Below are 20,504 nucleotides of genomic sequence, written 5' to 3'. Positions count from 1 at the left end.
TCTCTAGGGTTAAAAATACCGACCATAAGGTCGGTATTTTTTTTATCCTTTAATCTAATTTAATCCCAGCCGCCTTTACTGCAGCATCCCACTCTCGCTGCTCAGCACGTATATATTTCAGCACTGTCGCTGGATCGCCATACATCGGTGAACTCGCCTCATCTTGAAGCTTCGTAATGAGTGCTGGATTTTTCAGTGATTTTTGTACGGCTTCGTTCATTTTCTTAATGACATCATTTGGAGTGCCTGCTGGAGCTACTACGATCTTCCAATCGGTCGCCTCAAATCCTTTGTAGCCCTCTTCACTTACAGTGGGTACTTTTGACAGGATTGCGATTCGATTGGCGGATGTCACAGCTAAGGCGCGTAACTTCCCTCCAGCAATCATGCCTAATACTGATTGAGGAGTAGCGAACATAAAATCCGTTTGGCCACCAATCAGATCTGTAATCGCAGGAGACGCGCCCTTATACGGAATGTAGGACACGGCATAGCCTGCTTTACTGGCCAGCATCTCACCGCCAATATGTCCCACTGTGCCTGCACCTGCAGTAGCTTGCTTATAAAAATCTGGTTTTGCTTTTGCTGCCTTGATTAAATCTCCCAAATTTTTCCATGGCGAGCTTGCAGTGACCACAAGCACCATAGGTACCTCGGCAACAAATGCTACGGGGATAAGATCATTGACTGCATCAAATGGCATCTTAGACATTAATGCCGGATTAATTGCTAGATTGGAGGTCTGACCCATACCCAGCGTATAGCCATCAGGCTTAGCCTTTGCTACCAAGTCCATACCGATATTGCCCCCAGCACCCGGCTTGTTATCTACCAAGATCGTCCACTTTAAATCTGTAGCAATTTTCTCTGCAAGCATACGCCCTACCGTGTCTGTGCCTCCGCCAGGCGTATACGGAATAATTAACTTAATTGGCCTATCAGGATAGTTCTGCGCAAAACAGGAGGCTGCTAACGCGCTCAATAAACACGCAACTAAATGAGCGCATTTATTTTTCATGCAATTGCTCCATTAGAGGAGAGCTTTGCGATGTCCTCATTGCTATAACCAAGCTCTTGCAGAATTTCTTGGGTCTGCTCACCAGATTTGGGTGGGTTGAGGCGCACACCCAATCTTTTACCGTTCATCATGAGCGGCATTAAAGGTGTAGAAGTTTGCGAACCTGCCTTAGGGCCATCAGTTAAGGTAATGGGAGCCAATCCACCCGTTGCAATAAGGTGAGGATCTTCAAATAATTGCTCTGGTCTGGTGATTGGCGCGAATGGCAAGCCATTCTCTTCAAAAATTGCGGTGATTTCTTTTGCAGTAAATTGCGCTAGACGTTGTTTAATGTCCGGAATCAAAGTTGGTCTTGCTTGAACGCGCTGGTTGTTTAGCTTCAAAGCAGGATCACCATACAAATCTGCAAATCCAAATACTTCGCAGAAAATTTTCCATTGCGTATCCGTTACTACCGCCAAAAAGATCTTTTCTCCATTGGCAACCTCAAAGACATCATAAATCGCCCATGCAGAAATACGACTGGGCATCGGTTTTGCGGCATTACCTGTAACGGCATACTGCATCATGTGCTGCCCAACTAAAAAGACATTGTTCTCAAATAAAGAGCTCTGAATTTCTTGACCCTCTCCAGTCAAGTCTCGCTGACGTATTGCAGCCATCACCCCAATTGCTCCAAACACGCCACCCATAATGTCATTCACTGAGGAGCCAGCGCGTAGCGGTCGATCTTCAGGTCCTGTCATATAGGCAAGGCCTCCCATCATTTGCACCACCTCATCCAAGGCAGTACGGTGATCGTACGGCCCAGGCAAGAATCCTTTATGTGACACATAGATTAACTTGGGATTGGTCTTCTTGAGAGTCTCATAATCCAAACCTAACTTAGCCATCGTGCCAGGCTTAAAGTTTTCACTCAGTACGTCGGCAGTCGCGACTAATTTCCTTACCAACTCCATACCTTCGGGAGTCTTCATATCTACCGCAATACTTTTTTTATTACGATTAAACATGGGAAAGAATCCCGCACCCGATCCTAGCAAGTTTCGGGTTTTATCGCCATCAATAGGCTCCACCTTAATCACTTCAGCGCCTAGGTCAGCCAATATCATTCCGCAGGTAGGACCCATCACCATATGGGTAAATTCCACCACCCGAATGCCTTCATAAGGGAGCGCCGTCATTATGCTCATAGGTAGGCCCCTTGGCTTGCTGGAACAAATCCTTTGGGCGTACCTGCCTCGGGCACCATGCCATAGATAGCTTCATTTGGAACGCCCGCCTGCAAAGGTTGGCGCGCTTCAAACAACAAGTCTAAATTGACGCCTGTCTTAATACCCATTGCCTCAAACATAAATACCAAATCTTCAGTTACAACATTGCCGGAAGCTCCTGGTGCATAAGGGCAACCACCAAGACCACCCATAGAGGAGTCAAAGGAAGTAACGCCCTCTTCATATGCAGCTAAACAATTGGCCAAACCAAGCCCGCGTGTATTGTGAAGATGCGCAGCACCCGCCTTACTACCAATCGCCGCCTTTAAGCGCTTAAATAATCTTTTGATTTGTGCAGGATTTGCGTAGCCGGTCGTATCCGAAAGACCGGATTCATCCGCACCTGCTGCAATGACTTGCTCGGCTAACCAGATCACATCATCTTCAGAGACCAAACCTTGCAAGGTGCATCCAAATGCGGTTGCAATGCCAGCTTCTAATTTAACGTGAGGCGCATGTTCATTTCGGTATGCTGCAATTTTTTGAACCTCTTCAATCATCTCTTCGCGGGTTTTACGAACATTGGCAAGAGAGTGAGCGGCACTAGCAGAAACAGGCAACGTGATCTTATGAACGCCTGCTGCAATTGCAGCCTGAGCGCCCTTGAGATTAGGCACCAATGCCATCACCGTCAAACCTGGGAGGGTCTTGGCATGCTCCACCACTTGAGCAGCATCTGCCATCTGAGGCAATAGTTTGGCAGGAACAAATGATGCGACTTCAATTTCTCGAATACCTGCTCTATATAGAGCGTCTATCCAGGCATTTTTTTGTGCCGTTGGCATGATGGACTTAATGGATTGCAAGCCATCCCTAGGCCCTACCTCACTGATCAAAACATCGGTTGACGCGGAATTCATTTAGTTCTATCCTATGGAATATCGTTCTATTATTAAAGCATAATTGCCAAAGACTGTCGATGCCAAAAAAATCTAGTAAGCAAAGCGAAGAAAAAATTGCCTTAGCCGACTCTGGAGTGGCTGCTGTAGATAAAGCACTCACCATCTTGCGCCTTTTTTCCTCTAACAATATGGCGCTTTCCTTAAATGACATCTCAGAATCTACCGGCTTATATAAAAGTACTATTTTGAGAATGCTGGCTTCCCTTAGCAATGCCATGCTGGTGTTAAAAAGGGTTGATGGCATGTATGTACTGGGACCCACCATTGCTTCACTCAATGCAGCCTACCAAAATGAACAGTCGCTAGAAACTGTGGTTACTCCGATTTTGGAATCCCTCATGAAATCCACCCATGAGAGTGCAGCATTTCATGTACGTCAAGGGGATAAGCGACTGTGTCTATTTCGCGTAGACTCTAAGCAAGCCCTACGGGATCACATCAAGGTAGGCGATCTTTTACCAATTGATAAAGGCGCTGGAGGTAAAGTGCTTAGAGCTTTTGAGGGTGCGCCTGGCAAAGCATTTACTCAAATACGGGAAGATATGGTGCTTGCTGTCTCCGGTGATAGAGTCAAAGAAATCTCCGGGATCTCTGCTCCGGTATTTAATGCCGAAGGATTGATTGGCGTCATCACCCTCACCATGCCAACCTATCGCTTTGATCCAAAACAAACTGCCATAGTTAAGGCGAGTGCTAAAAAATTATCTGAACTCCTCGGCGGCAGCTTCCAATAAACACCTTTTACGATCTTTTATTTCACCCACACTCAACCTCCATGATGAATACCAATCGACCTAGACGTTCCGTGCTGTATATGCCTGGAGCCAATACCAGAGCACTTGAAAAAGCCAAATCTCTTGCGGCAGATTCACTGATTTTGGATCTAGAAGATGCTGTTGCACCAGATGCAAAAGCGGCAGCACGTGACAATATTCATGCAGCACTCGAGTCAGGATTTGGACATCGCGAAGCGGTTGTCAGAATCAATGGACTCAATACCCAATGGGGTATCGATGACTTAAAATTTTTTGCAAAGAGCAAAGCGGATGCTATTTTGCTACCAAAGGTGGAATCTGCTGCGCAAATTCAAGAAGCCGTACAACTACTAGAGCAAATGAATCCAGCTCATAAACTCACGATCTGGGCAATGATTGAAACTCCAATGGCAATCTTTAAGCTCCCAGAAATTTGCAGCTCACATCCCCTACTAGAAACTTTAGTTCTGGGAACTTCTGATCTTGTGAAGGATTTACATGCCCGGCATACACCAAGCAGAATTGAGTCTTTAACAGCTTTATCACTTTCTGTTTTAGCTGCGAGAGCACACCAGCTTTGCGTTCTTGATGGTGTTCACCTCTCTTTAGATGATGAGGAAGGTCTCATTACGTCTTGTACTCAAGGGCGCGATATGGGCTTTGATGGCAAGACCCTGATTCACCCGAATCAAATTTCGGCAGCCAACGAAATATTTGGCCCCTCCGTAGCCGATATAGATGAGGCTAAGCAAAGAATTGCCGCTTATGAAGCTGCCATCAGCTCAGGGGCAGGTATAGCGGTATTGAACGGAAAATTGATTGAAGAGCTGCATATACAGGATGCCAAGCGGATTCTAGCCCTAGCCGAGGCGATCAATTCATTTAATCGCTAAAACTCATAAAATAGACGGATGATGAAAATACCAGAACTTCTAGCTCCTGCCGGCAGCCTCAATATGCTCCAGACCGCCTTTCATTTCGGCGCTGATGCGATCTATGCAGGGCAACCCCGTTATTCCCTACGCGTTCGTAACAACGATTTTGGCAAGATGGAAGTTCTCAAAGAGGGTATTGATACTGCGCATGCGCTTGGTAAAAAGTTTTACCTCGTTTCTAACGTGCTCCCTCACGGCGGCAAGACGCGCACCTACATTAGAGATATGTCATCAGTAGTCGATTTAAAGCCAGATGCTTTAATCATGTCAGATCCTGGCCTCATCATGATGGCAAGAGAAGCCTGGCCAGATATGCCGATTCATTTATCCGTTCAAGCCAATACTGTGAATGGTGCTGCTGCTAAGTTTTGGAGATCTGTTGGTATTTCTAGAGTAATTCTGTCTCGCGAACTTTCATTTGATGAGATCGAGGAAGTAAGACAAGATTGTCCAGAGATGGAATTAGAGGTCTTTGTTCACGGCGCTTTATGTATGGCCTACTCTGGACGCTGTCTTCTTTCCGGCTACATGTCGCATCGCGATCCTAATCAAGGTGCTTGCACCAATGCCTGCCGCTGGGACTACAAGGTACTCCCAGCAGAAGAAGCTGCAAGCGGAGATGTCTTCCTACTAGAAGAAAGTGGTAAACCTGGTGAACTCATGCCCATCGAAGAAGATGAGCATGGCACCTACATCATGAACTCCAAAGATTTACGCGCCATTGAGCATATCGAGCGACTGACCAAGATGGGTGTAGATTCTTTCAAGATTGAAGGTCGTACCAAGTCTCCTTACTATGTTGCCCGCACAAGTCAAGCATACCGCACTGCAATTGATGATGCTGTAGCAGGTCGTCCATTGAACCCAGCTCTCCTCGGAAACCTGGAGGGCCTTGCTAATCGCGGCTATACCGATGGCTTCTATGAGCGCCATCACGATAAAGAGTACCAACTGTATATGAGAGGTCACTCTTTGTCTGGTCGTAGCATGTACGTAGGCGAAGTAATCGAAGTCGATCGTGCTTTGGGGCGGGTAAAAATTGATGTTAAGAATCGTTTTGCTGTTGGTGACAAATTAGAAATTCTGGAACCCACTGGCAATCAGGACATGACGCTTGAAGCAATGTGGAATACCAAAGGCGAACCCATTGAGGTTGCCCCAGGGTCAGGACATTTTGTTTGGATTGAGCTCAAACCTGAAGGCGACAAAGTATTTATCGCGCGTTATATCTAAGCTTGATTGCGGCGCACTAGCGCTTGGTTTTGATTGACGAATATTCCGGAATCAATTCGCGCTAGCTTGGCCGTACTTAACTGGTAGAGGTAAATCCAGGCCATCTTCATTTCGCCATTGATCTCGATGGGTTCAATTGAGCGTTCATATTCATGGGGCAGCGGGCTGTTGTCGGCGCATTCCTCATATATATCTAATAAGCCCAAAGTCTTCTGAGGATCATTTAGCTGCCATAACTCTCCAGCAACCCATTGCTGAATATCTCCACTTACTACAGCGGCGGGATAATGACTGACTAAATATAAAGAGCCTTGCCATCTTGCTTTACCCAGCAGTTTTGCCTGGGAATGAAGTAATTTTGCGTTTTCATTAATGGCATCCGATTGAAGCGTGCCATACACAAATAGATATTGCGAGTTCATCGTAAAAACTTAAAGTGCAAGTTGGCCACTCTCACCAGTACGAATACGCACAGCATCATTCAGACTTGTCACAAATATTTTTCCGTCGCCAATCTTGCCAGTAAATGCAGACTTCGAAATTGCGTGTACGGCATCATCAAGCCTGTCATCATCTACTGCCACTTGAATTTTGATCTTCAAAAGAAAATCAATCACGTACTCTGCACCACGATACAACTCTGTATGTCCCTTTTGTCTACCAAACCCTCGAACATCATAAGCAGTCATGCTATTGATGCCAATGTGCGCCAAAGCCTCGTGAACTTCATCGAGCTTAAAGGGCTTAATAATGGCAGTAATGAGTTTCATATTCGTTGATCACATTCAATGTTGCATCGCACAATATTTCCATTGGTTTGATTAAACGATAAATTGCCAAGCCTCCCAAAGAGAATTGCACTAATAAAGTGCCAAAAGACGGCCTTCAAATGAATATCCCAGGGCAAAGCCTTTAGATAAAAGGCTGAGCGTCAATTAAAGGCAAGCACCCAGGATGGTGCGCGCCATTTCCGAATTGTGCAATTCGGAAAGTCATATCAATTTTTAGAACTTAAGATGTGCCATGCGCATCAAAATTACTAAAGGGCAAGTGCTCGACGCTCAAGAGAACGACTCACAAGAGAGTCCGGCAACGCTTTTTCCAGCGGGCGAGTATCTAGCCAACCTCACTCCAGAAGGAAAAATCGAGGTCTTGGTCACAAGGCAGATTAAAGCTTTATTTTCTTTCTCTCAGTTTAGGGAAAAAGTTTCTCAGGGAGACTTCGTCGTTCTTGAGAATTAAACCACTTCAGAGAGAGATCTATACCTAATACAATGATCATTCCATATTCATTAGCGGATGATCACCAACATGCTGCCTTGCATTGAACTTGAAACTGCACCAAACCCAACTTGCTCAGTCATTTGGCTGCATGGCCTAGGGGCCGATGGTAACGATTTCGTACCCATCATTCCCGAGCTTCATCTTGCCAATAATCCAGCCATTCGCTTTATTTTTCCTAGCGCACCCAGCATGCCGGTTACCGTCAATGGCGGCTACGTCATGCCTGCTTGGTATGACATCGTTGGCAGAGATCTGATGGACCAAGAAGATGCCGAAGGTATTAAACACTCAGCAGCATCGATCGTAGAACTAATCGAGAGAGAAGTGCAGCGCGGTATTGCATACAAAAATATCGTCCTTGCTGGATTCTCTCAAGGTTGTGCAATGGCTCTTTATGTTGGCCTACGTTTACCCCATCAACTTGCAGGCATTCTTGCTCTCTCGGGTTATTTACCTCTTGCAATGACCCTCAATCTTGAAAAGCATTCAGCCAATCAAGTAACCCCTGTTTTCATGGCACATGGTGCTTACGACCCAGTAGTAGTTTTAGATCGGGCCCAAGCCTCTCATGCCCTTTTGGAGACCTTGGGTTACCAGGTGGATTGGAATGAATATCCTATGGAGCATTCAGTCAATCCCGAAGAGCTCCAAGATATCTCACGCTTCTTACAAACCGTTTTACCTAAAGCGTAATTTATTCGACCCTTTATCTCCGGCGATGTGCGTTCAATACCTCACTACGGTTAATGGCGAATGGGTTAAGACTCACTTTGATCTAGAACTGCCTGCTACGCAAGCGCGTGATATTTTTCCGACCTATCCCGGCCCCATTACTCTAAAGAGTCACAATACGCAGCGCACTGCGATTGGTCTTGCACGTTTTGGCTTAATCCCATCCTGGGCAAAAGAGGATGATTTTGGCAGAAAGACCTATAACGCTAGAGCGGAAACTGTTTCAGAGAAACCCTCTTATAAAGCTGCTTGGGGGAAACGGCATTACGCATTAGTCTTAGCAGATGCATTTTATGAACCCAATTATGAAACGGGCAAGGCAATACGTACCAGTATTAGACAGGCAAATACTGAGCCAATGGCTATTGCTTCGATCTGGGATACCTGGACTGAACCGGATACAGGAGAATTAATAGTCTCGTTCTCAATGCTGACTATTAATGCAGATGAGCATCCTGTGATGAAGCGTTTTCATAAGCCGGAAGATGAAAAGCGCACTGTAGTCCCATTGAAGCCGGAGCTATTTAAAGACTGGCTAAACGCTACACCTGAAACTGCACAAGAATTATTGAACCTGAACTCCATTCCAGAGCTCACGATCGACGCATAAAAGCCATTACATTCTTACGCCATATCTCTTTCAAGCTATTTTTTTAAGATATCGCTTGATCGCGGGTAAGCGGAAAGTGAGCAGCAACAAAAGGGTGAGGCCATAAATTGCCACGGTTCCGACATCATTCTTTCCGGCCTTGTGCCACCAATAGTGAGCAATGACAGTACAAGCAATAACATAAACTAATTTATGCAATATGCTCCAATATTTACCGAGACTACGAACAGCCCAGTGGTTAGAAGTGATTGCCAAAGGAATTAGCAAAACAAAGCTTATAAACCCCATAGTAATAAATGGTCTATCCATGATATCTTTGATCATTGCCTGTATATCAAAGTCCTGATCAAGCCAGAGCCAGATTAAAAAATGGATCGTGGCATAGAAAAAGCAAAATAAGCCAAACATTCGCCGCTGCTTGATCCATATTGTCCAATTCGTGAGAAGTCGTAATGGGGTCATGGCCAGCGTAATACATAAAAATACCAAAGCCCAGGTTCCTGTCGAGCGTGTAATCCACTCTACGGGATTTGCACCCAAGCCATCATGCATTCCCAAGCAAACCAGTCGAAGGAATGGCAATAAAGAGAGGATGAAAAAAATAGGCTTTAAGTAAGGCATAAGACATATTAGACGACTTCGTTTTGAGAATTGTCTGAATAAGAAAAAACCACCTGAAGGTGGCTTTTTCTGAAGTCAATCTACGATTAAGCCAAGCTTAAACCTTCTTTATACAGCGGGAAGTTTCTGACTGGTCTGCCAATGGCTGCAGAAATAGCGTTTGCTACTGCTGGACCCACCACACAAATCGTAGGCTCCCCTACTCCTCCCCAGAAATCATAAGTCGGCACGAGTACAGTTTCAATCCGAGGCGTAGAAGCCAACTTGAGCAAGGGATAAGAATCCAGGTTTTGCTCCTTGATACGGCCATTTTCAACCAAGATTTCCGGATTAAAGATCGCTCCAAGCGCCATTGCAACTGAACCCTCAATTTGCTCACGAGTGAGATACGGATTCACTACGTGACCAGAATTTAAAGCAAATACCAATCGATTAATCTTGACGATATTATTTTGTACCGACACCTCAGCAACACAAGCAGAATAACTTGCGTAACCCATAAATTGCGCTACACCCCTAAAGTTACCAGGAGGCAATGGCTTATCCCAGTTTGCTTTTTTAGCTGCCGCATTTAAAACACCTAAATGCTTTGGATGACTTTGCATTAAGGCCTGTCTAAATTGTACCGGATCTTTGCCCGCCGCCTTTGCACACTCATCCATAAAGCATTCCATAAAGATGCCGTTTTGGTTAGTGTTTACGCCACGCCATGGCCCAACTGGGACAAGGGTATTCTTCATGACATATTCAGTTAACAAAGCAGGGAAGGTATATCCCAACTGAGCATCTGGACCCTTTTCATAAAAGCCCTGAAGTTGACGCTCGTCTTTGCCATCTTTAATAGATTGAGGTGATGCCAGCGCATTAATTGACTGACCCGCTACCTTGATATGCATACCGGTCACATTGCCCGATCCATCAATACCAGCAGTCATTTTTGCCATCGCAATCGGATGATAGAAATCGTGCGTCATATCTTCTTCACGACTCCAAATCACCTTCACCGGCACCCCTGGATATTTCTGCGCTACCTTGGCGGCGTAAGTAACAAAGTCCTGAGTAGATCCACGGCGGCCTAAGCCACAACCTGAATCTAATTTATAGACCTCACAATTTGCAAGCGGCAATCCAGTTGCCTCAGACAAGGCTGCTAGAGATCCTTCGCCATTTTGAGTTGGAACCCAGGCTTCTGCACGATCACCCACAATCTTTACAGTGGCATTCATTGGCTCCATCGTCACGTGTGCGCGGAATGGTGTGAAATAGATAGCCTCCACCTTTTTTGCCGAACCAGAAATCACAGCGGGTGCATCACCTACTTTACGTTGCCAGAAATCACCCTGCTCATCCAAGCCATCGCGCAACATTTTATTAATGTCGGTTTGAGAAACATTTGCACCTTTGCCTTCATCCCAGACGATGGGCAAAACATCTAAAGCTGTTTTGGCACGCCACCAAGTATCAGCAACCAAGGCAACAGTATTGTCATTAACTCTAACAACTCCTTTGACGCCACGAAGATTCTTGACTTTAGCCTCGTCATAACTCACTAGCTTGCCACCAAACACAGGGCAAGATTTCACGGCAGCGCAAAGCATGCCAGGCAACTGCAAATCTAGGCCATATACTTTTGTGCCATTGACTTTATTGGCTGTATCGATACGTGCATATGGCTGTCCAGCCACCTTCCAATCTCTAGGATCTTTTAAGGTGATGGACTTTGGATCAGGCGGAGTCAACGTAGAAGCAAGCTCAGCCACTTTTCCATAAGTCGTTTTACGTCCTGTTGGCACATGAGTAATAACACCCTTATCCACTTTTAATTCTGTTACAGGAACATTCCATTGGTTCGCTGCAGCTTGAACCAGCATGATGCGAGCAGCAGCAGCGCCACGACGGACGTAATCTTCAGAAATACGGATGCCACGGCTACCACCGGTGCCATGCTCACCCCAAACACGCTTACGTATTAAGCTTTGACCAGGAGTGGCGGATTGTGTTTTGACTTTTTTCCAGTTGCACTCTAACTCTTCGGTCACCAACTGCGCCAAACCAGTGCGGGTTCCTTGACCCATTTCAGAACGTGCGATTCTGATATATACCGTGTCGTCAGGTTTGATGCTGACCCAAGCATTGACCTCTGCATCACCAAGCTGTGTTGGGGTATTTGGATCATATTTAGCATCCGCCTGCGCAAATGCAAATTCAGGTAAGGCCCCGATTCCCAGCATCAAGCCGCCACCAACTACCGTACCCTTGATAATGAAATCGCGACGAGAGCTATTTTCTAAAGTCTGATTGTGTTTGCTCATCATCTTCTCCTTAACCACGTGTCGCTAGAGAAGCGTCGTATTGAGCCAAAACATCAGCTAATTTTTTCTGTCCGGATGCCACATGAATACCATCCCGAATTTTTTGATAGGTACCGCATCGACAAATGTTGGACATTGCATTATCAATATCGGCATCTGTTGGTTTTGGATTTCTCTTGAGTAAAGCAGCCGCAGCCATCACTTGACCCGACTGACAATAACCACACTGCGGAACATCCAAAGCAATCCAGGCTTTTTGCACTGGATGCGTATTGTCTTTAGATAAGGCTTCTATCGTGGTAATTTTGGCTCCGCCAACAGCGGATACCGGAATCGAACAGGAGCGTACCGGCTCACCATTCATATAGACCGTACAAGCGCCGCACTGAGCGACGCCGCAACCATACTTTGTTCCCGTTAAGCCAACCATCTCGCGAATTGCCCAAAGCAAGGGCATATTTGGCTCAACATTGATATCGTACATTTGCCCATTAACGCTTAACTGCATGCTGCCTCCGATTGTGGTTTTATTTTTAGATGACTATAAATCAATCTGGATATTTTGCAGTGCATATAAACCCGATATCCGGACAGGTCCGCACTTTGGCAATACTCCGGCCGTCAAAACTACCTGGAATAGAAATATCGAGGTTCTGCTATGGAAATTCACGGTAATTTGCTATCCTCAAGGCTCAACTAAGGATAAATATGACAAACGAAGATCAAACCCAAAACGACGAAGATTTTGACTATGGGTGTGAGTGCGCCATGACCTTACTGAACGAGCCTACTGAGGATTGCCTAAATGACCTCATTGATGAGTTAGATGAGGATGGCATGATTTCCACAGAGGTAGTTTATGGCTTGCTGGCCACTATCCTTATGAGCATCAACGAAGAGGACGGCGAAGAGGAAGCGCATTAATCCTCTGGGCCAAGATGTCCATTTCCTGTGCAAGCTCAATATCCAAGCCAGTCAACCCTTTGGCGGAATGTGTCGTTAGGTGCACTAGAACCTTATTCCAGGAATTTGACCAATCTGGATGATGGTCTAGCTCCTCTGCATATTGAGCAGATTGCTTCATAAATTCAAATGCCAAACTGAAGTCGGCAAAAATAAATTCCCTTGAAATCTTTTGATTCTGCAAATCCACTTTCCAAAGTGGGATGGCTACCTGGAAATCAAAGTCTTGAGGTAATAGTAAAGAGTTCATCTAGGCTTCCATACTCTGGGAGAGCAATTTGAGATCGCTGGGATAAAGCCAACGCCACTCACCGGGCGCTAAATCTTTTGGCATCACATACGCACCAATCTGAGAACGATGCAACTGCTCAACATGATTACCCACCGCAGCCATCATTCTTTTTACCTGGTGATAACGCCCTTCTACGATCGTCATTGCTAAGGTTTTTTCGGAGAGCAATTCGCAGGCTTGAGCAAAGCAAGGCTTGGGATCATCATCCAACACAACCCCCTTGAGCAAATGATCCATTTGCTTCTCAGTCACAGGATCAGACGTAGTAATTTCATAGACCTTGCCAATATTTTTCTTAGGCGTAGTCATCTTGTGGATGAATTGACCATCGTCTGAAATCAATAGCAAGCCGGTAGTGTCATAGTCCAAGCGCCCCACACATTGCAAGCCCCGCTCGACAAAGGGGCTCGGCAATAAACTGTAGATACTGGGGTGATGGGTAGTCTTATGAGAGCACTCATAATTTGGTGGCTTATGAAAGGCAATGTAAGCCTTCTCGTGATACTCCCAATCCTGACCCTCAACATTTAGCAATAAGCCTTCAGGTGAGATACGCTCATCAGGGTCTTCTGCCAAGACACCATTCACTTTCACCAAATCAGCGTATACGAGATCTGCGCAATACCGACGCGTACCAAAGCCTTGGCTAAAGAGAATTTTTTCGAGAGAAATAGGTTTTGCCATATATGCCGTAAAGGATACTATAGAGCGCCCTCAAAATAGCATTCTGCTCTGCGCTGTGACAAGCAATTCATTATCATTAAAGGCATTGCTTCCAACCTATACCTCCGCTCATGCTCTCATCACCTAAGCCACGTTCACCACTACACACTCGAGAAATCAGTTTTGATGGATTTGCCCGAGAAGATGGTCTCTGGGATATCGAAGCGCATCTAAAAGATACCAAATCACACTCCTTTACCACTGGCGCCAAAACCTGGGTTCCTGGTGACCCTATTCATGATATGTGGATACGAGTTACGGTAGATAAAGAGTTGGTAATACGCGATATTGAAGTAGCGATGGATGCTCACCCACACGCAGAATGTCCTGAAGTCATTCCCCCAATGGATGCTCTCATTGGGGCACGTATGGGTAAGGGCTGGCGCAAAACGATTGAAACCCATTTGGGTGGCATTAAAGGATGCACGCACTTACGCGAGCTTCTCAATAACGTGGCGACCGCAGCGTATCAATCGATTCCAGGCGCTCTATTTGACACGGATGAGAATAAACCGCCGCTCTATCTCGGTAAATGTAAATCTTGGGATTTTGATGGACCGGTTGTCATGCGTATCTATCCCAAGTTTTATCAGTGGAAGAATGAAGAAGCCAAGCCTTAAAGTTCGCCGCGGTGAACGTTAAATGGATTAAAAGATTGCTGGACAGGCATTACTTCTAAAACATTGATATTCATATGCGCCGGTAATGTAGCCGACCAATACACCGTCTCAGCAATATCATCCGCACTGAGAAATTGCACACCGCTATAGACCTGCTGAACTTTCTCCTCATCGCCTTTAAAGCGCACGTTTGAGAATTCCGTTCCACCACACATTCCAGGCTCAATACAACTCACGCGCACTGGGGTACCAATGAGATCAGCGCGCATATTTAAACTAAATTGCTTAACAAATGCCTTGGTACCGCCGTAGACATTGCCACCGGGATAGGGGTAGTTGGCGGCTACCGATCCAATATTAATAATATGGCCCCGCTTACGCTCAACCATTCCCGGTAAAAATGCTCGACTCATATGAACCAAGCCTTTGATATTGGTATCTATCATTCGATCCCAATCATCTGTAAATGCTTTGTGCGCAGGCTCCAGCCCTAGGGCTAGTCCTGCGTTGTTCACCAAGAGGGTGACATTAGCAAAATCAGTAGGTAATGCTTCTGGTAAAGAGTCGACCTTCGCACTATCGCAAACATCGAGCGCAATTGTTAATAGTTTTTTCTGCTGCTCAATAGGCAGTGATGCCTTTAAAGCATCCAGGCGCTCCACTCTTCTGCCCGCTGCGATTACCTTATGACCATTCGCCAAAAATCGACGCGCAATAGCTTCGCCAAATCCAGAAGTTGCACCAGTCACTAAAACAGTCTGTTCCATAGGATGAATTCCCTTTTAAAAATTTTATCCGTAATCTACTAAATATGCGCCGTCTATTTTGGCCGCACCCGATTTAACTAATGCCTGAGCTAGCCATTGAGAAAATTCAGGTATCTCCATATGCAGCTGCTTTGCAGCAGCTCGAAGAGCTGGCGTATTGCCTATCCACTCATTTACTAAGTTGATTTCTTTATTCTGCCACTCCAGTAGTTTGTATTTCAAAAGCACTTTAGCACCATGCCGTGCATTGCGATCAGGACTAGAGGCTAAATAATCTAAACGGGATCGTGCTGTCTCAATCGATTTCGCAAGGTCAGTGAAGGGCTTACCATGCCCTGGAATAACCAGGGCTACAGAGAGTGATTCAATCAGGTCCAAGGTCTGCGCCACCTCTTCAAATCCAGATTCACCCCAGAGCTCAGGAAAAATAACGCCAAAACCTTCTTCCCACAAAGCATCAGCAGAAATCAAAATACGATGCTCTGCTTGATAGAGCATTACTGAATGAGGATCATGTCCTGGTGCAGCCAAGATTTGCCAAAGATAGCGCCCTAGCAATATCTCTTGACCTGGCACCAATACCCCATGATGCGAGAATTCTGGGCACTCTTGCCCCAAGTTCTCATAACTCAATAGATTGACATTCCAGTCTTTGACAGCAAGCGCTTCAGCAACAGGAATATAGATCTCACAAGCAAATTGTTTCTGTAAGGCCGCATTTCCGCCGCAGTGATCCGAGTGAAGATGAGTGTTGACCACTTTATTTAAGCCTGGCAGTCCATGCTTCTGAATAGCATGCGATACCAAATCTACCGTCATTTTGGAATGCGCATAATAGCCACTGTCTACAAGTGAAACATCAGTATCACCGAAATGAAAAATATTATTCGCTGAGAGCCAGCCTCGTTCATAGATCTCGATGCCTGGTGGCAACAACAGTCCATTTTTCTGCATGTTTACTGAATTCTGTTTCTTAATTTTTTTGCGGAGTGAGCTCTAACTTGCGCACATCAAATTGCTGTGCCTGTAGGCGCCGTAATAAATCATCATAGACCTTCGGATCTAATTGAGGAGTTCTAGAGAGCACCCAAAGGTATTCACGCTTGGGATCGCTGACTGCCGCTATCTGATACTGAGAATCCAAATCAATTACCCAGTAATCGCCCCACACCATCGGAATAAAGGATAGCCATGCTGGTGCAAAACGCACCTCTAGCTTAGGAGAATCCTTAGCGCCAATCTGACGTGCAGTACCTTCAGCCTCAGAAGTTTCTCCATCGGCTTGCTTGCAACTATTCAATACACGTAAGTTTCCATCTGACCTTGATGAGTAAACCGCTTTTGTATCGCCAACGCATTTTTTCTGAAACCAATTTGGAAATTTTGCAATCTCATACCAAGTACCCAAGTAACGCGGGACATCCAGAGATGCAATCGTTTTCACTGGTGCGTCATTCGCTTGTGCCTGCGCATGGATGTGGAGCAGCGCGAAGGCCATTCCTAAAAAAACTAGGTGAATTTTTTTCATCGCTTAGTAAAACTTTTTCAAGTCCATGCCAGAGTACATGCTAGCTACTTGATCACCGTATCCATTGAACATCTGAGTCTTAATCTTCGGAGCAAACGCGCCTTTTGCATCGCCGATTCTTCTCTCGCTTGCTTGACTCCAGCGAGGGTGATCCACTTGTGGATTGACGTTGGAATAAAAGCCGTATTCGCGCGCATCAAACTGACTCCAACTCGTTTTAGGCATCTCTTCGGTAAAACGGATTTTCACAATCGATTTAGCGCTTTTGAATCCGTACTTCCAAGGAACCACAATACGTACTGGGGCACCATTTTGTTTCGGCAATACCTCTCCATACAAACCAAAGGTAAGGAGGGTTAATGGGTTCATCGCCTCATCCATGCGTAAACCTTCGCGATACGGCCATTCAATAATATTGCTCTTCACGCCAGGCATTTGCTTGCGATCAGCTAGAGAAATAAACTCCACGAACTTGGCAGAACCCAATGGCTCCACCTTGCTAATGAGTTTAGATAAAGAGTAGCCATCCCATGGAATAACCATAGACCACCCTTCAACACAACGCATCCGATAGATACGCTCTTCCATTGGTGCCAACTTTAATAAATCATCTATATCCAGTGTTACTGGCTTTTTAACCAAACCCTCTATCGACACAGTCCATGGTCGAGTTTGCAAAGTATTGGCATAGGCTGCTGGATCGGACTTATCTGTACCGAACTCATAAAAATTGTTGTAACTCGTTACGTACTTTGCGGGAGTCAGTTCATCTTTAGCGGCATAAGCAGGATTGAGCGTGGCAGCGAGTTTATCAGAATTTGCTGCTAACGCCTCTCTTGAAAACCATGGCGCAAGAGCTAATCCAAAAGCACCGGCAGCAGCCACTTTAATCAAATCACGACGATTCTCAAAAACCGCTTGAGGGGTAATTTCACTAGCAAGAATTTTGGGGTCGAAATAGCGCATACAAATCCTTCAGCAGAAGTAATAAGGCTATTTTGCTACTGTTAGCAATTAATTGCTCAACGTTCTGTCTCGCGCATCTTATTTAATAAGGCCAGACTGAACTTATCCATCCCTCCAACCATTTGAGCTAAGGCGGGATAGTCCTTGGTCAAGCTTTCGCCACCGTAAAAGCGCAATAGCCAATCAGGATAGGTATGCTCGGTAATGTCACGAATTTCTAATAGCTCAATGCGGTGATGCCGCTTATCATCCTGAATGCGCTTCCAAACCTTCATCACACTCGTGCGCTCGCCTTCAATGACCTGTCCAAACTCTTGGTTGTCATAGAACAATATGCCAGTAATCCCATGCTTTTGATTAAAAGCTCTAGCAGCCTCCAATAGGCGCATCAGCCCCAAGAAGGACATATCTGAAACTGCCACGCTCAGATAACTGAGCTCAATAAGATCTTTTTGCTTTGGCATATGAATCCATCCAAGAAAAAGGCAAACCCGAGAGTTTGCCTTTTTGCTAGTTACCTAAATACAGGATTAGGCTCTTGCTGCTTTTAACGCAGCATTAAAGGTGGCACTTGGACGCATTACCGCTTTGCACTTCTCTGGATCTGCCACAAAGTAGCCGCCAATGTCAGCTGGTTTACCTTGAACGGATTTGAGTTCGTCAGTAATCTTCTTCTCGTTCTCAGCCAATACTTTGGCCAAAGGTGCAAAGTAAGCCTGCAACTCTTTGTCCTCTGATTGAGCGGCCAATGCCTCGGCCCAATACATGGCGAGATAGAACTGACTACCACGGTTATCCAACTCGCCAGTTCGTGGTGAAGGTGACTTATTGTTATCCAATAACTTACCAGTAGCTTCATCCAAAGTACGCGCTAAGATTTTGACTTTGGCATTACCTGTCTTATCACCAATATCTTCGAGAGATACGGCTAATGCCAAGAACTCACCAAGAGAATCCCAACGCAAATGGTTTTCTTCGACTAACTGTTGAACGTGTTTAGGAGCTGAACCACCAGCGCCTGTTTCAAAGAGACCACCACCAGCCATCAAAGGCACGATAGATAACATCTTCGCACTGGTTCCGAGTTCCATAATTGGGAACAAGTCTGTGAGGTAGTCACGCAAGATGTTACCGGTTACAGAAATCGTATCTTTGCCACGAATCACGCGCTCTAAGGTGTAACGCATCGCACGGGTTTGAGACATGATTTGCACGTCTACACCATTGAGGTCGTAATCCTTTAGATAGGTATTTACCTTCTTAATCAACTCAGCTTCATGCGGACGGTATTCATCCAACCAGAACACTGCTGGAGTCTTGGAGAGGCGTGCACGATTAACAGCCAATTTGACCCAGTCACGAATTGGGGCATCTTTTACTTGGCACATACGCCAGATGTCACCTTCTTCTACATTTTGCTCCAGCAAAACAGTGCCGTCATCAGCAACGATGCGAGCTACTCCTGCTTCAGGAATCTCAAAAGTCTTGTCATGTGAGCCGTACTCTTCAGCCTGTTGAGCCATCAAGCCAACGTTTGGTACTGTCCCCATCGTAGTTGGATCAAAGTTGCCATGCGTCTTGCAGAAATTGATCATTTCTTGATAAATACGAGCAAAGGTACTTTCTGGGATCACTGCTTTAGTGTCATGTAGACGACCATCGGCGCCCCACATTTTTCCGCCTACACGAATCATGGCAGGCATGGATGCGTCTACGATCACGTCGCTTGGAGAGTGCAGGTTGGTAATACCCTTTGCTGAATCCACCATTGCCAAGGCTGGACGGTGTTCATGGCAAGCATGCAAGTCCTGAATAATTTCTTCGCGCTTAGACTCTGGCAAAGTCTTAATCTTTTCATACAAGCTGCTCATACCATTGTTGGCATTTACGCCCAGCTCTTCGAATAACTTAGCGTGCTTTTCAAAAGCATCTTTGTAAAAAATCTTTACAGCGTGACCAAACACGATTGGATGAGACACCTTCATCATGGTGGCCTTCACATGCAAGGACAGCATCATTCCAGATTTATAGGCATCGTCGATTTCTTTTTCATAGAATTCGCATAATGCTTTTTTGCTCATATACATGCTGTCAATAATTTCGCCAGCCAATAATGAGACCTTTGGCTTCAAAACGATGGTCTTGCCGCTCTTAGTCACTAAATCCATCTTCACGTCACATGCTTTAGTCATCGTCATTGACTTTTCGCCAGCGTAGAAGTCGCCACCATGCATATGAGATACGTGGGTGCGGGAAGCTTGGCTCCACACCCCCATGGAATGTGGATGCTTGCGAGCAAAACCCTTAACGGCATTTGGAGCGCGACGATCTGAGTTTCCTTCACGCAATACTGGGTTTACAGCACTACCGAGGCACTTAGAGTAACGCGTACGAATCGATTTCTCTTCGTCGTTTTTAGGATCATCCGGGAAATTCGGGATCTTGTAACCCTTGCTTTGCAATTCTTTGATCGCTGCCAATAGTTGTGGCACAGAGGCGCTAATATTTGGCAACTTAATAATGTTGGTATCAGGCATTAAAGTCATCTTGCCTAGTTCAGCTAAATTGTCTGGAACTTTTTGCTCATCAGTTAAAAACTCGGGGAACTCAGCAAGGATACGTGCAGCAACAGAGATGTCGCTCTTCACAATTTCTACTCCAGCAGGCGCTGTAAAAGTACGAATGATTGGCAGAAATGCGCAAGTTGCCAAAAGAGGCGCCTCATCTGTCAGCGTGTAAATAATCTTTGATTTCTCTGAAGCCATTAATCTTTCCTCGATATTGATAAATTTACAGAGTCAGGTATTTACCCTGCCAGTCTCACCTTCTGCATTTTGCAAGCCGCTTTTAGCAGCCCCTTTTGCCAATGAGGCGAGTCTATTATTTTAAATCATAGGGATTGGCAAAATTGCCCTATTTGCACCTTAAAGCTGCCCAAACGAGCCAATGTAAGGGAATCCACCAAGCCG

General features: G+C 45.5%; 24 protein-coding genes. 8 read left to right on the top strand and 16 right to left on the bottom strand.

Going from position 1 to position 20,504, the window contains the following annotated elements:
- Positions 1–49: 49 nt before the first annotated feature.
- From ICN47_RS09745 to ICN47_RS09735, 3 genes are read right to left on the bottom strand one after another with little or no spacing between them, the layout of a single operon-like run.
- Positions 50–1,018, bottom strand: a complete 969-nt coding sequence (locus ICN47_RS09745) for a tripartite tricarboxylate transporter substrate binding protein (protein WP_216219743.1) — start codon at positions 1,016–1,018, stop codon at positions 50–52.
- Complete coding sequence (locus ICN47_RS09740; RefSeq protein ID WP_216219742.1) at positions 1,015–2,211, bottom strand: CaiB/BaiF CoA-transferase family protein; 1,197 nt, start codon at positions 2,209–2,211, stop codon at positions 1,015–1,017. Before ICN47_RS09740 ends, ICN47_RS09745 begins: the two co-directional genes overlap by 4 nt.
- Positions 2,208–3,152: a hydroxymethylglutaryl-CoA lyase gene (locus ICN47_RS09735; protein WP_216219741.1), complete on the bottom strand. Its 945-nt coding sequence runs from the start codon at positions 3,150–3,152 to the stop codon at positions 2,208–2,210. Before ICN47_RS09735 ends, ICN47_RS09740 begins: the two co-directional genes overlap by 4 nt.
- 59 nt (positions 3,153–3,211) lie before the next feature.
- Between ICN47_RS09735 and ICN47_RS09730 the strand changes: the two genes are divergently transcribed.
- The 3 genes from ICN47_RS09730 to ICN47_RS09720 are packed head-to-tail and all read left to right on the top strand — an operon-like array spanning position 3,212 to position 6,117.
- Positions 3,212–3,928, top strand: a complete 717-nt coding sequence (locus ICN47_RS09730; protein WP_216219740.1) for an IclR family transcriptional regulator — start codon at positions 3,212–3,214, stop codon at positions 3,926–3,928.
- Between the two features lie 41 nt (positions 3,929–3,969).
- The gene (locus ICN47_RS09725) at positions 3,970–4,842 is read left to right on the top strand and encodes a CoA ester lyase (RefSeq protein ID WP_216219739.1); all 873 of its coding nucleotides are present in this window, start codon (positions 3,970–3,972) and stop codon (positions 4,840–4,842) included.
- Positions 4,843–4,860: 18 nt separating this feature from the next.
- Positions 4,861–6,117, top strand: a complete 1,257-nt coding sequence (locus ICN47_RS09720) for a U32 family peptidase (RefSeq protein ID WP_370626313.1) — start codon at positions 4,861–4,863, stop codon at positions 6,115–6,117.
- Here ICN47_RS09720 and ICN47_RS09715 read toward each other — a convergent pair.
- Both ICN47_RS09715 and ICN47_RS09710 read right to left on the bottom strand, forming a co-directional pair.
- Positions 6,114–6,539 carry a gamma-glutamylcyclotransferase gene (locus ICN47_RS09715; protein WP_216219738.1) on the bottom strand — a complete coding sequence of 142 codons (426 nt, stop codon included), beginning with the start codon at positions 6,537–6,539 and terminating at the stop codon, positions 6,114–6,116. The two genes, ICN47_RS09720 and ICN47_RS09715, sit on opposite strands and share 4 nt — an antisense overlap.
- Positions 6,540–6,548: 9 nt before the next feature.
- Complete coding sequence (locus tag ICN47_RS09710) at positions 6,549–6,887, bottom strand: P-II family nitrogen regulator (protein WP_216219737.1); 339 nt, start codon at positions 6,885–6,887, stop codon at positions 6,549–6,551.
- Between the two features lie 253 nt (positions 6,888–7,140).
- On the opposite strand from ICN47_RS09710, the gene ICN47_RS09705 reads away from it, so the two are divergent.
- The 3 genes from ICN47_RS09705 to ICN47_RS09695 all read left to right on the top strand — a co-directional run bounded on the left by ICN47_RS09705 (position 7,141) and on the right by ICN47_RS09695 (position 8,743).
- On the top strand, positions 7,141–7,359 hold the full coding sequence (locus tag ICN47_RS09705) for a hypothetical protein (protein ID WP_216219736.1): 219 nt from the start codon (positions 7,141–7,143) through the stop codon (positions 7,357–7,359).
- Between the two features lie 69 nt (positions 7,360–7,428).
- Positions 7,429–8,094, top strand: a complete 666-nt coding sequence (locus ICN47_RS09700; protein WP_216219735.1) for an alpha/beta hydrolase — start codon at positions 7,429–7,431, stop codon at positions 8,092–8,094.
- Positions 8,009–8,743 carry an SOS response-associated peptidase gene (locus ICN47_RS09695; RefSeq protein ID WP_255538990.1) on the top strand — a complete coding sequence of 245 codons (735 nt, stop codon included), beginning with the start codon at positions 8,009–8,011 and terminating at the stop codon, positions 8,741–8,743. Before ICN47_RS09700 ends, ICN47_RS09695 begins: the two co-directional genes overlap by 86 nt.
- Before the next feature lie 30 nt (positions 8,744–8,773).
- Here the strand turns inward: ICN47_RS09695 and ICN47_RS09690 are convergent, their stop codons facing one another.
- The 3 genes from ICN47_RS09690 to ICN47_RS09680 all read right to left on the bottom strand — a co-directional run bounded on the left by ICN47_RS09690 (position 8,774) and on the right by ICN47_RS09680 (position 12,184).
- Positions 8,774–9,364 (bottom strand): sulfite oxidase heme-binding subunit YedZ, encoded by a 591-nt coding sequence (locus ICN47_RS09690; protein ID WP_216219734.1) that lies wholly within the window; start codon positions 9,362–9,364, stop codon positions 8,774–8,776.
- Positions 9,365–9,450: 86 nt separating this feature from the next.
- On the bottom strand, positions 9,451–11,679 hold the full coding sequence (locus ICN47_RS09685) for a xanthine dehydrogenase family protein molybdopterin-binding subunit (RefSeq protein WP_216219733.1): 2,229 nt from the start codon (positions 11,677–11,679) through the stop codon (positions 9,451–9,453).
- Between the two features lie 7 nt (positions 11,680–11,686).
- Positions 11,687–12,184 (bottom strand): (2Fe-2S)-binding protein, encoded by a 498-nt coding sequence (locus tag ICN47_RS09680; protein WP_216219732.1) that lies wholly within the window; start codon positions 12,182–12,184, stop codon positions 11,687–11,689.
- Between the two features lie 200 nt (positions 12,185–12,384).
- On the opposite strand from ICN47_RS09680, the gene ICN47_RS09675 reads away from it, so the two are divergent.
- The gene (locus ICN47_RS09675; protein ID WP_216219731.1) at positions 12,385–12,600 is read left to right on the top strand and encodes a hypothetical protein; all 216 of its coding nucleotides are present in this window, start codon (positions 12,385–12,387) and stop codon (positions 12,598–12,600) included.
- Here ICN47_RS09675 and ICN47_RS09670 read toward each other — a convergent pair.
- Complete coding sequence (locus tag ICN47_RS09670; RefSeq protein ID WP_216219730.1) at positions 12,566–12,889, bottom strand: 4a-hydroxytetrahydrobiopterin dehydratase; 324 nt, start codon at positions 12,887–12,889, stop codon at positions 12,566–12,568. The two genes, ICN47_RS09675 and ICN47_RS09670, sit on opposite strands and share 35 nt — an antisense overlap.
- The gene (locus ICN47_RS09665; RefSeq protein WP_216219729.1) at positions 12,890–13,615 is read right to left on the bottom strand and encodes a pseudouridine synthase; all 726 of its coding nucleotides are present in this window, start codon (positions 13,613–13,615) and stop codon (positions 12,890–12,892) included.
- Between the two features lie 110 nt (positions 13,616–13,725).
- Here ICN47_RS09665 and ICN47_RS09660 point away from each other — a divergent pair, with 110 nt between their 5' ends.
- Positions 13,726–14,274, top strand: coding sequence for a DUF2889 domain-containing protein (locus ICN47_RS09660; protein WP_216219728.1), 549 nt, complete (start codon positions 13,726–13,728; stop codon positions 14,272–14,274).
- Here ICN47_RS09660 and ICN47_RS09655 read toward each other — a convergent pair.
- The 6 genes from ICN47_RS09655 to ICN47_RS09630 all read right to left on the bottom strand — a co-directional run bounded on the left by ICN47_RS09655 (position 14,271) and on the right by ICN47_RS09630 (position 20,300).
- On the bottom strand, positions 14,271–15,041 hold the full coding sequence (locus ICN47_RS09655) for an SDR family NAD(P)-dependent oxidoreductase (RefSeq protein WP_216219727.1): 771 nt from the start codon (positions 15,039–15,041) through the stop codon (positions 14,271–14,273). The two genes, ICN47_RS09660 and ICN47_RS09655, sit on opposite strands and share 4 nt — an antisense overlap.
- A gap of 24 nt (positions 15,042–15,065) precedes the next feature.
- On the bottom strand, positions 15,066–15,995 hold the full coding sequence (locus ICN47_RS09650; protein WP_216219726.1) for an MBL fold metallo-hydrolase: 930 nt from the start codon (positions 15,993–15,995) through the stop codon (positions 15,066–15,068).
- 19 nt (positions 15,996–16,014) lie between these two features.
- On the bottom strand, positions 16,015–16,569 hold the full coding sequence (locus tag ICN47_RS09645; RefSeq protein WP_216219725.1) for a lipocalin family protein: 555 nt from the start codon (positions 16,567–16,569) through the stop codon (positions 16,015–16,017).
- Positions 16,570–16,572: 3 nt separating this feature from the next.
- On the bottom strand, positions 16,573–17,535 hold the full coding sequence (gene msrP, locus ICN47_RS09640) for a protein-methionine-sulfoxide reductase catalytic subunit MsrP (RefSeq protein ID WP_216219724.1): 963 nt from the start codon (positions 17,533–17,535) through the stop codon (positions 16,573–16,575).
- A gap of 56 nt (positions 17,536–17,591) precedes the next feature.
- Positions 17,592–17,999 (bottom strand): BLUF domain-containing protein, encoded by a 408-nt coding sequence (locus ICN47_RS09635; RefSeq protein WP_216219723.1) that lies wholly within the window; start codon positions 17,997–17,999, stop codon positions 17,592–17,594.
- Positions 18,000–18,065: 66 nt separating this feature from the next.
- Positions 18,066–20,300 carry an NADP-dependent isocitrate dehydrogenase gene (locus ICN47_RS09630; RefSeq protein ID WP_216219722.1) on the bottom strand — a complete coding sequence of 745 codons (2,235 nt, stop codon included), beginning with the start codon at positions 20,298–20,300 and terminating at the stop codon, positions 18,066–18,068.
- Positions 20,301–20,504: the final 204 nt, after the last annotated feature.

The sequence above is a fragment of the Polynucleobacter sp. AP-Latsch-80-C2 genome (genome assembly GCF_018882185.1).
Lineage (GTDB): Bacteria > Pseudomonadota > Gammaproteobacteria > Burkholderiales > Burkholderiaceae > Polynucleobacter.
The sequence above is the reverse complement of the archived record's forward strand: the minus strand, read 5'-3'. Positions and strand labels throughout refer to the sequence as shown.

Bases quoted from the DNA above. Each gene is read 5' to 3' on its own strand.
- ICN47_RS09705 (WP_216219736.1), top strand. From the start codon at position 7,141: ATGCGCATCAAAATTACTAAAGGGCAAGTGCTCGACGCTCAAGAGAAC.
- ICN47_RS09645 (WP_216219725.1), bottom strand. From the start codon at position 16,569: ATGAAAAAAATTCACCTAGTTTTTTTAGGAATGGCCTTCGCGCTGCTC.
- ICN47_RS09665 (WP_216219729.1), bottom strand. From the start codon at position 13,615: ATGGCAAAACCTATTTCTCTCGAAAAAATTCTCTTTAGCCAAGGCTTT.
- ICN47_RS09630 (WP_216219722.1), bottom strand. From the start codon at position 20,300: ATGGCTTCAGAGAAATCAAAGATTATTTACACGCTGACAGATGAGGCG.
- ICN47_RS09720 (WP_370626313.1), top strand. From the start codon at position 4,861: ATGATGAAAATACCAGAACTTCTAGCTCCTGCCGGCAGCCTCAATATG.
- msrP (WP_216219724.1), bottom strand. From the start codon at position 17,535: ATGCGCTATTTCGACCCCAAAATTCTTGCTAGTGAAATTACCCCTCAA.
- ICN47_RS09635 (WP_216219723.1), bottom strand. From the start codon at position 17,999: ATGCCAAAGCAAAAAGATCTTATTGAGCTCAGTTATCTGAGCGTGGCA.
- ICN47_RS09675 (WP_216219731.1), top strand. From the start codon at position 12,385: ATGACAAACGAAGATCAAACCCAAAACGACGAAGATTTTGACTATGGG.
- ICN47_RS09670 (WP_216219730.1), bottom strand. From the start codon at position 12,889: ATGAACTCTTTACTATTACCTCAAGACTTTGATTTCCAGGTAGCCATC.
- ICN47_RS09660 (WP_216219728.1), top strand. From the start codon at position 13,726: ATGCTCTCATCACCTAAGCCACGTTCACCACTACACACTCGAGAAATC.
- ICN47_RS09680 (WP_216219732.1), bottom strand. From the start codon at position 12,184: ATGCAGTTAAGCGTTAATGGGCAAATGTACGATATCAATGTTGAGCCA.
- ICN47_RS09715 (WP_216219738.1), bottom strand. From the start codon at position 6,539: ATGAACTCGCAATATCTATTTGTGTATGGCACGCTTCAATCGGATGCC.
- ICN47_RS09740 (WP_216219742.1), bottom strand. From the start codon at position 2,211: ATGAGCATAATGACGGCGCTCCCTTATGAAGGCATTCGGGTGGTGGAA.
- ICN47_RS09735 (WP_216219741.1), bottom strand. From the start codon at position 3,152: ATGAATTCCGCGTCAACCGATGTTTTGATCAGTGAGGTAGGGCCTAGG.
- ICN47_RS09710 (WP_216219737.1), bottom strand. From the start codon at position 6,887: ATGAAACTCATTACTGCCATTATTAAGCCCTTTAAGCTCGATGAAGTT.
- ICN47_RS09745 (WP_216219743.1), bottom strand. From the start codon at position 1,018: ATGAAAAATAAATGCGCTCATTTAGTTGCGTGTTTATTGAGCGCGTTA.
- ICN47_RS09700 (WP_216219735.1), top strand. From the start codon at position 7,429: ATGCTGCCTTGCATTGAACTTGAAACTGCACCAAACCCAACTTGCTCA.
- ICN47_RS09685 (WP_216219733.1), bottom strand. From the start codon at position 11,679: ATGATGAGCAAACACAATCAGACTTTAGAAAATAGCTCTCGTCGCGAT.
- ICN47_RS09730 (WP_216219740.1), top strand. From the start codon at position 3,212: ATGCCAAAAAAATCTAGTAAGCAAAGCGAAGAAAAAATTGCCTTAGCC.
- ICN47_RS09655 (WP_216219727.1), bottom strand. From the start codon at position 15,041: ATGGAACAGACTGTTTTAGTGACTGGTGCAACTTCTGGATTTGGCGAA.
- ICN47_RS09695 (WP_255538990.1), top strand. From the start codon at position 8,009: ATGAATATCCTATGGAGCATTCAGTCAATCCCGAAGAGCTCCAAGATA.
- ICN47_RS09690 (WP_216219734.1), bottom strand. From the start codon at position 9,364: ATGCCTTACTTAAAGCCTATTTTTTTCATCCTCTCTTTATTGCCATTC.
- ICN47_RS09725 (WP_216219739.1), top strand. From the start codon at position 3,970: ATGATGAATACCAATCGACCTAGACGTTCCGTGCTGTATATGCCTGGA.
- ICN47_RS09650 (WP_216219726.1), bottom strand. From the start codon at position 15,995: ATGCAGAAAAATGGACTGTTGTTGCCACCAGGCATCGAGATCTATGAA.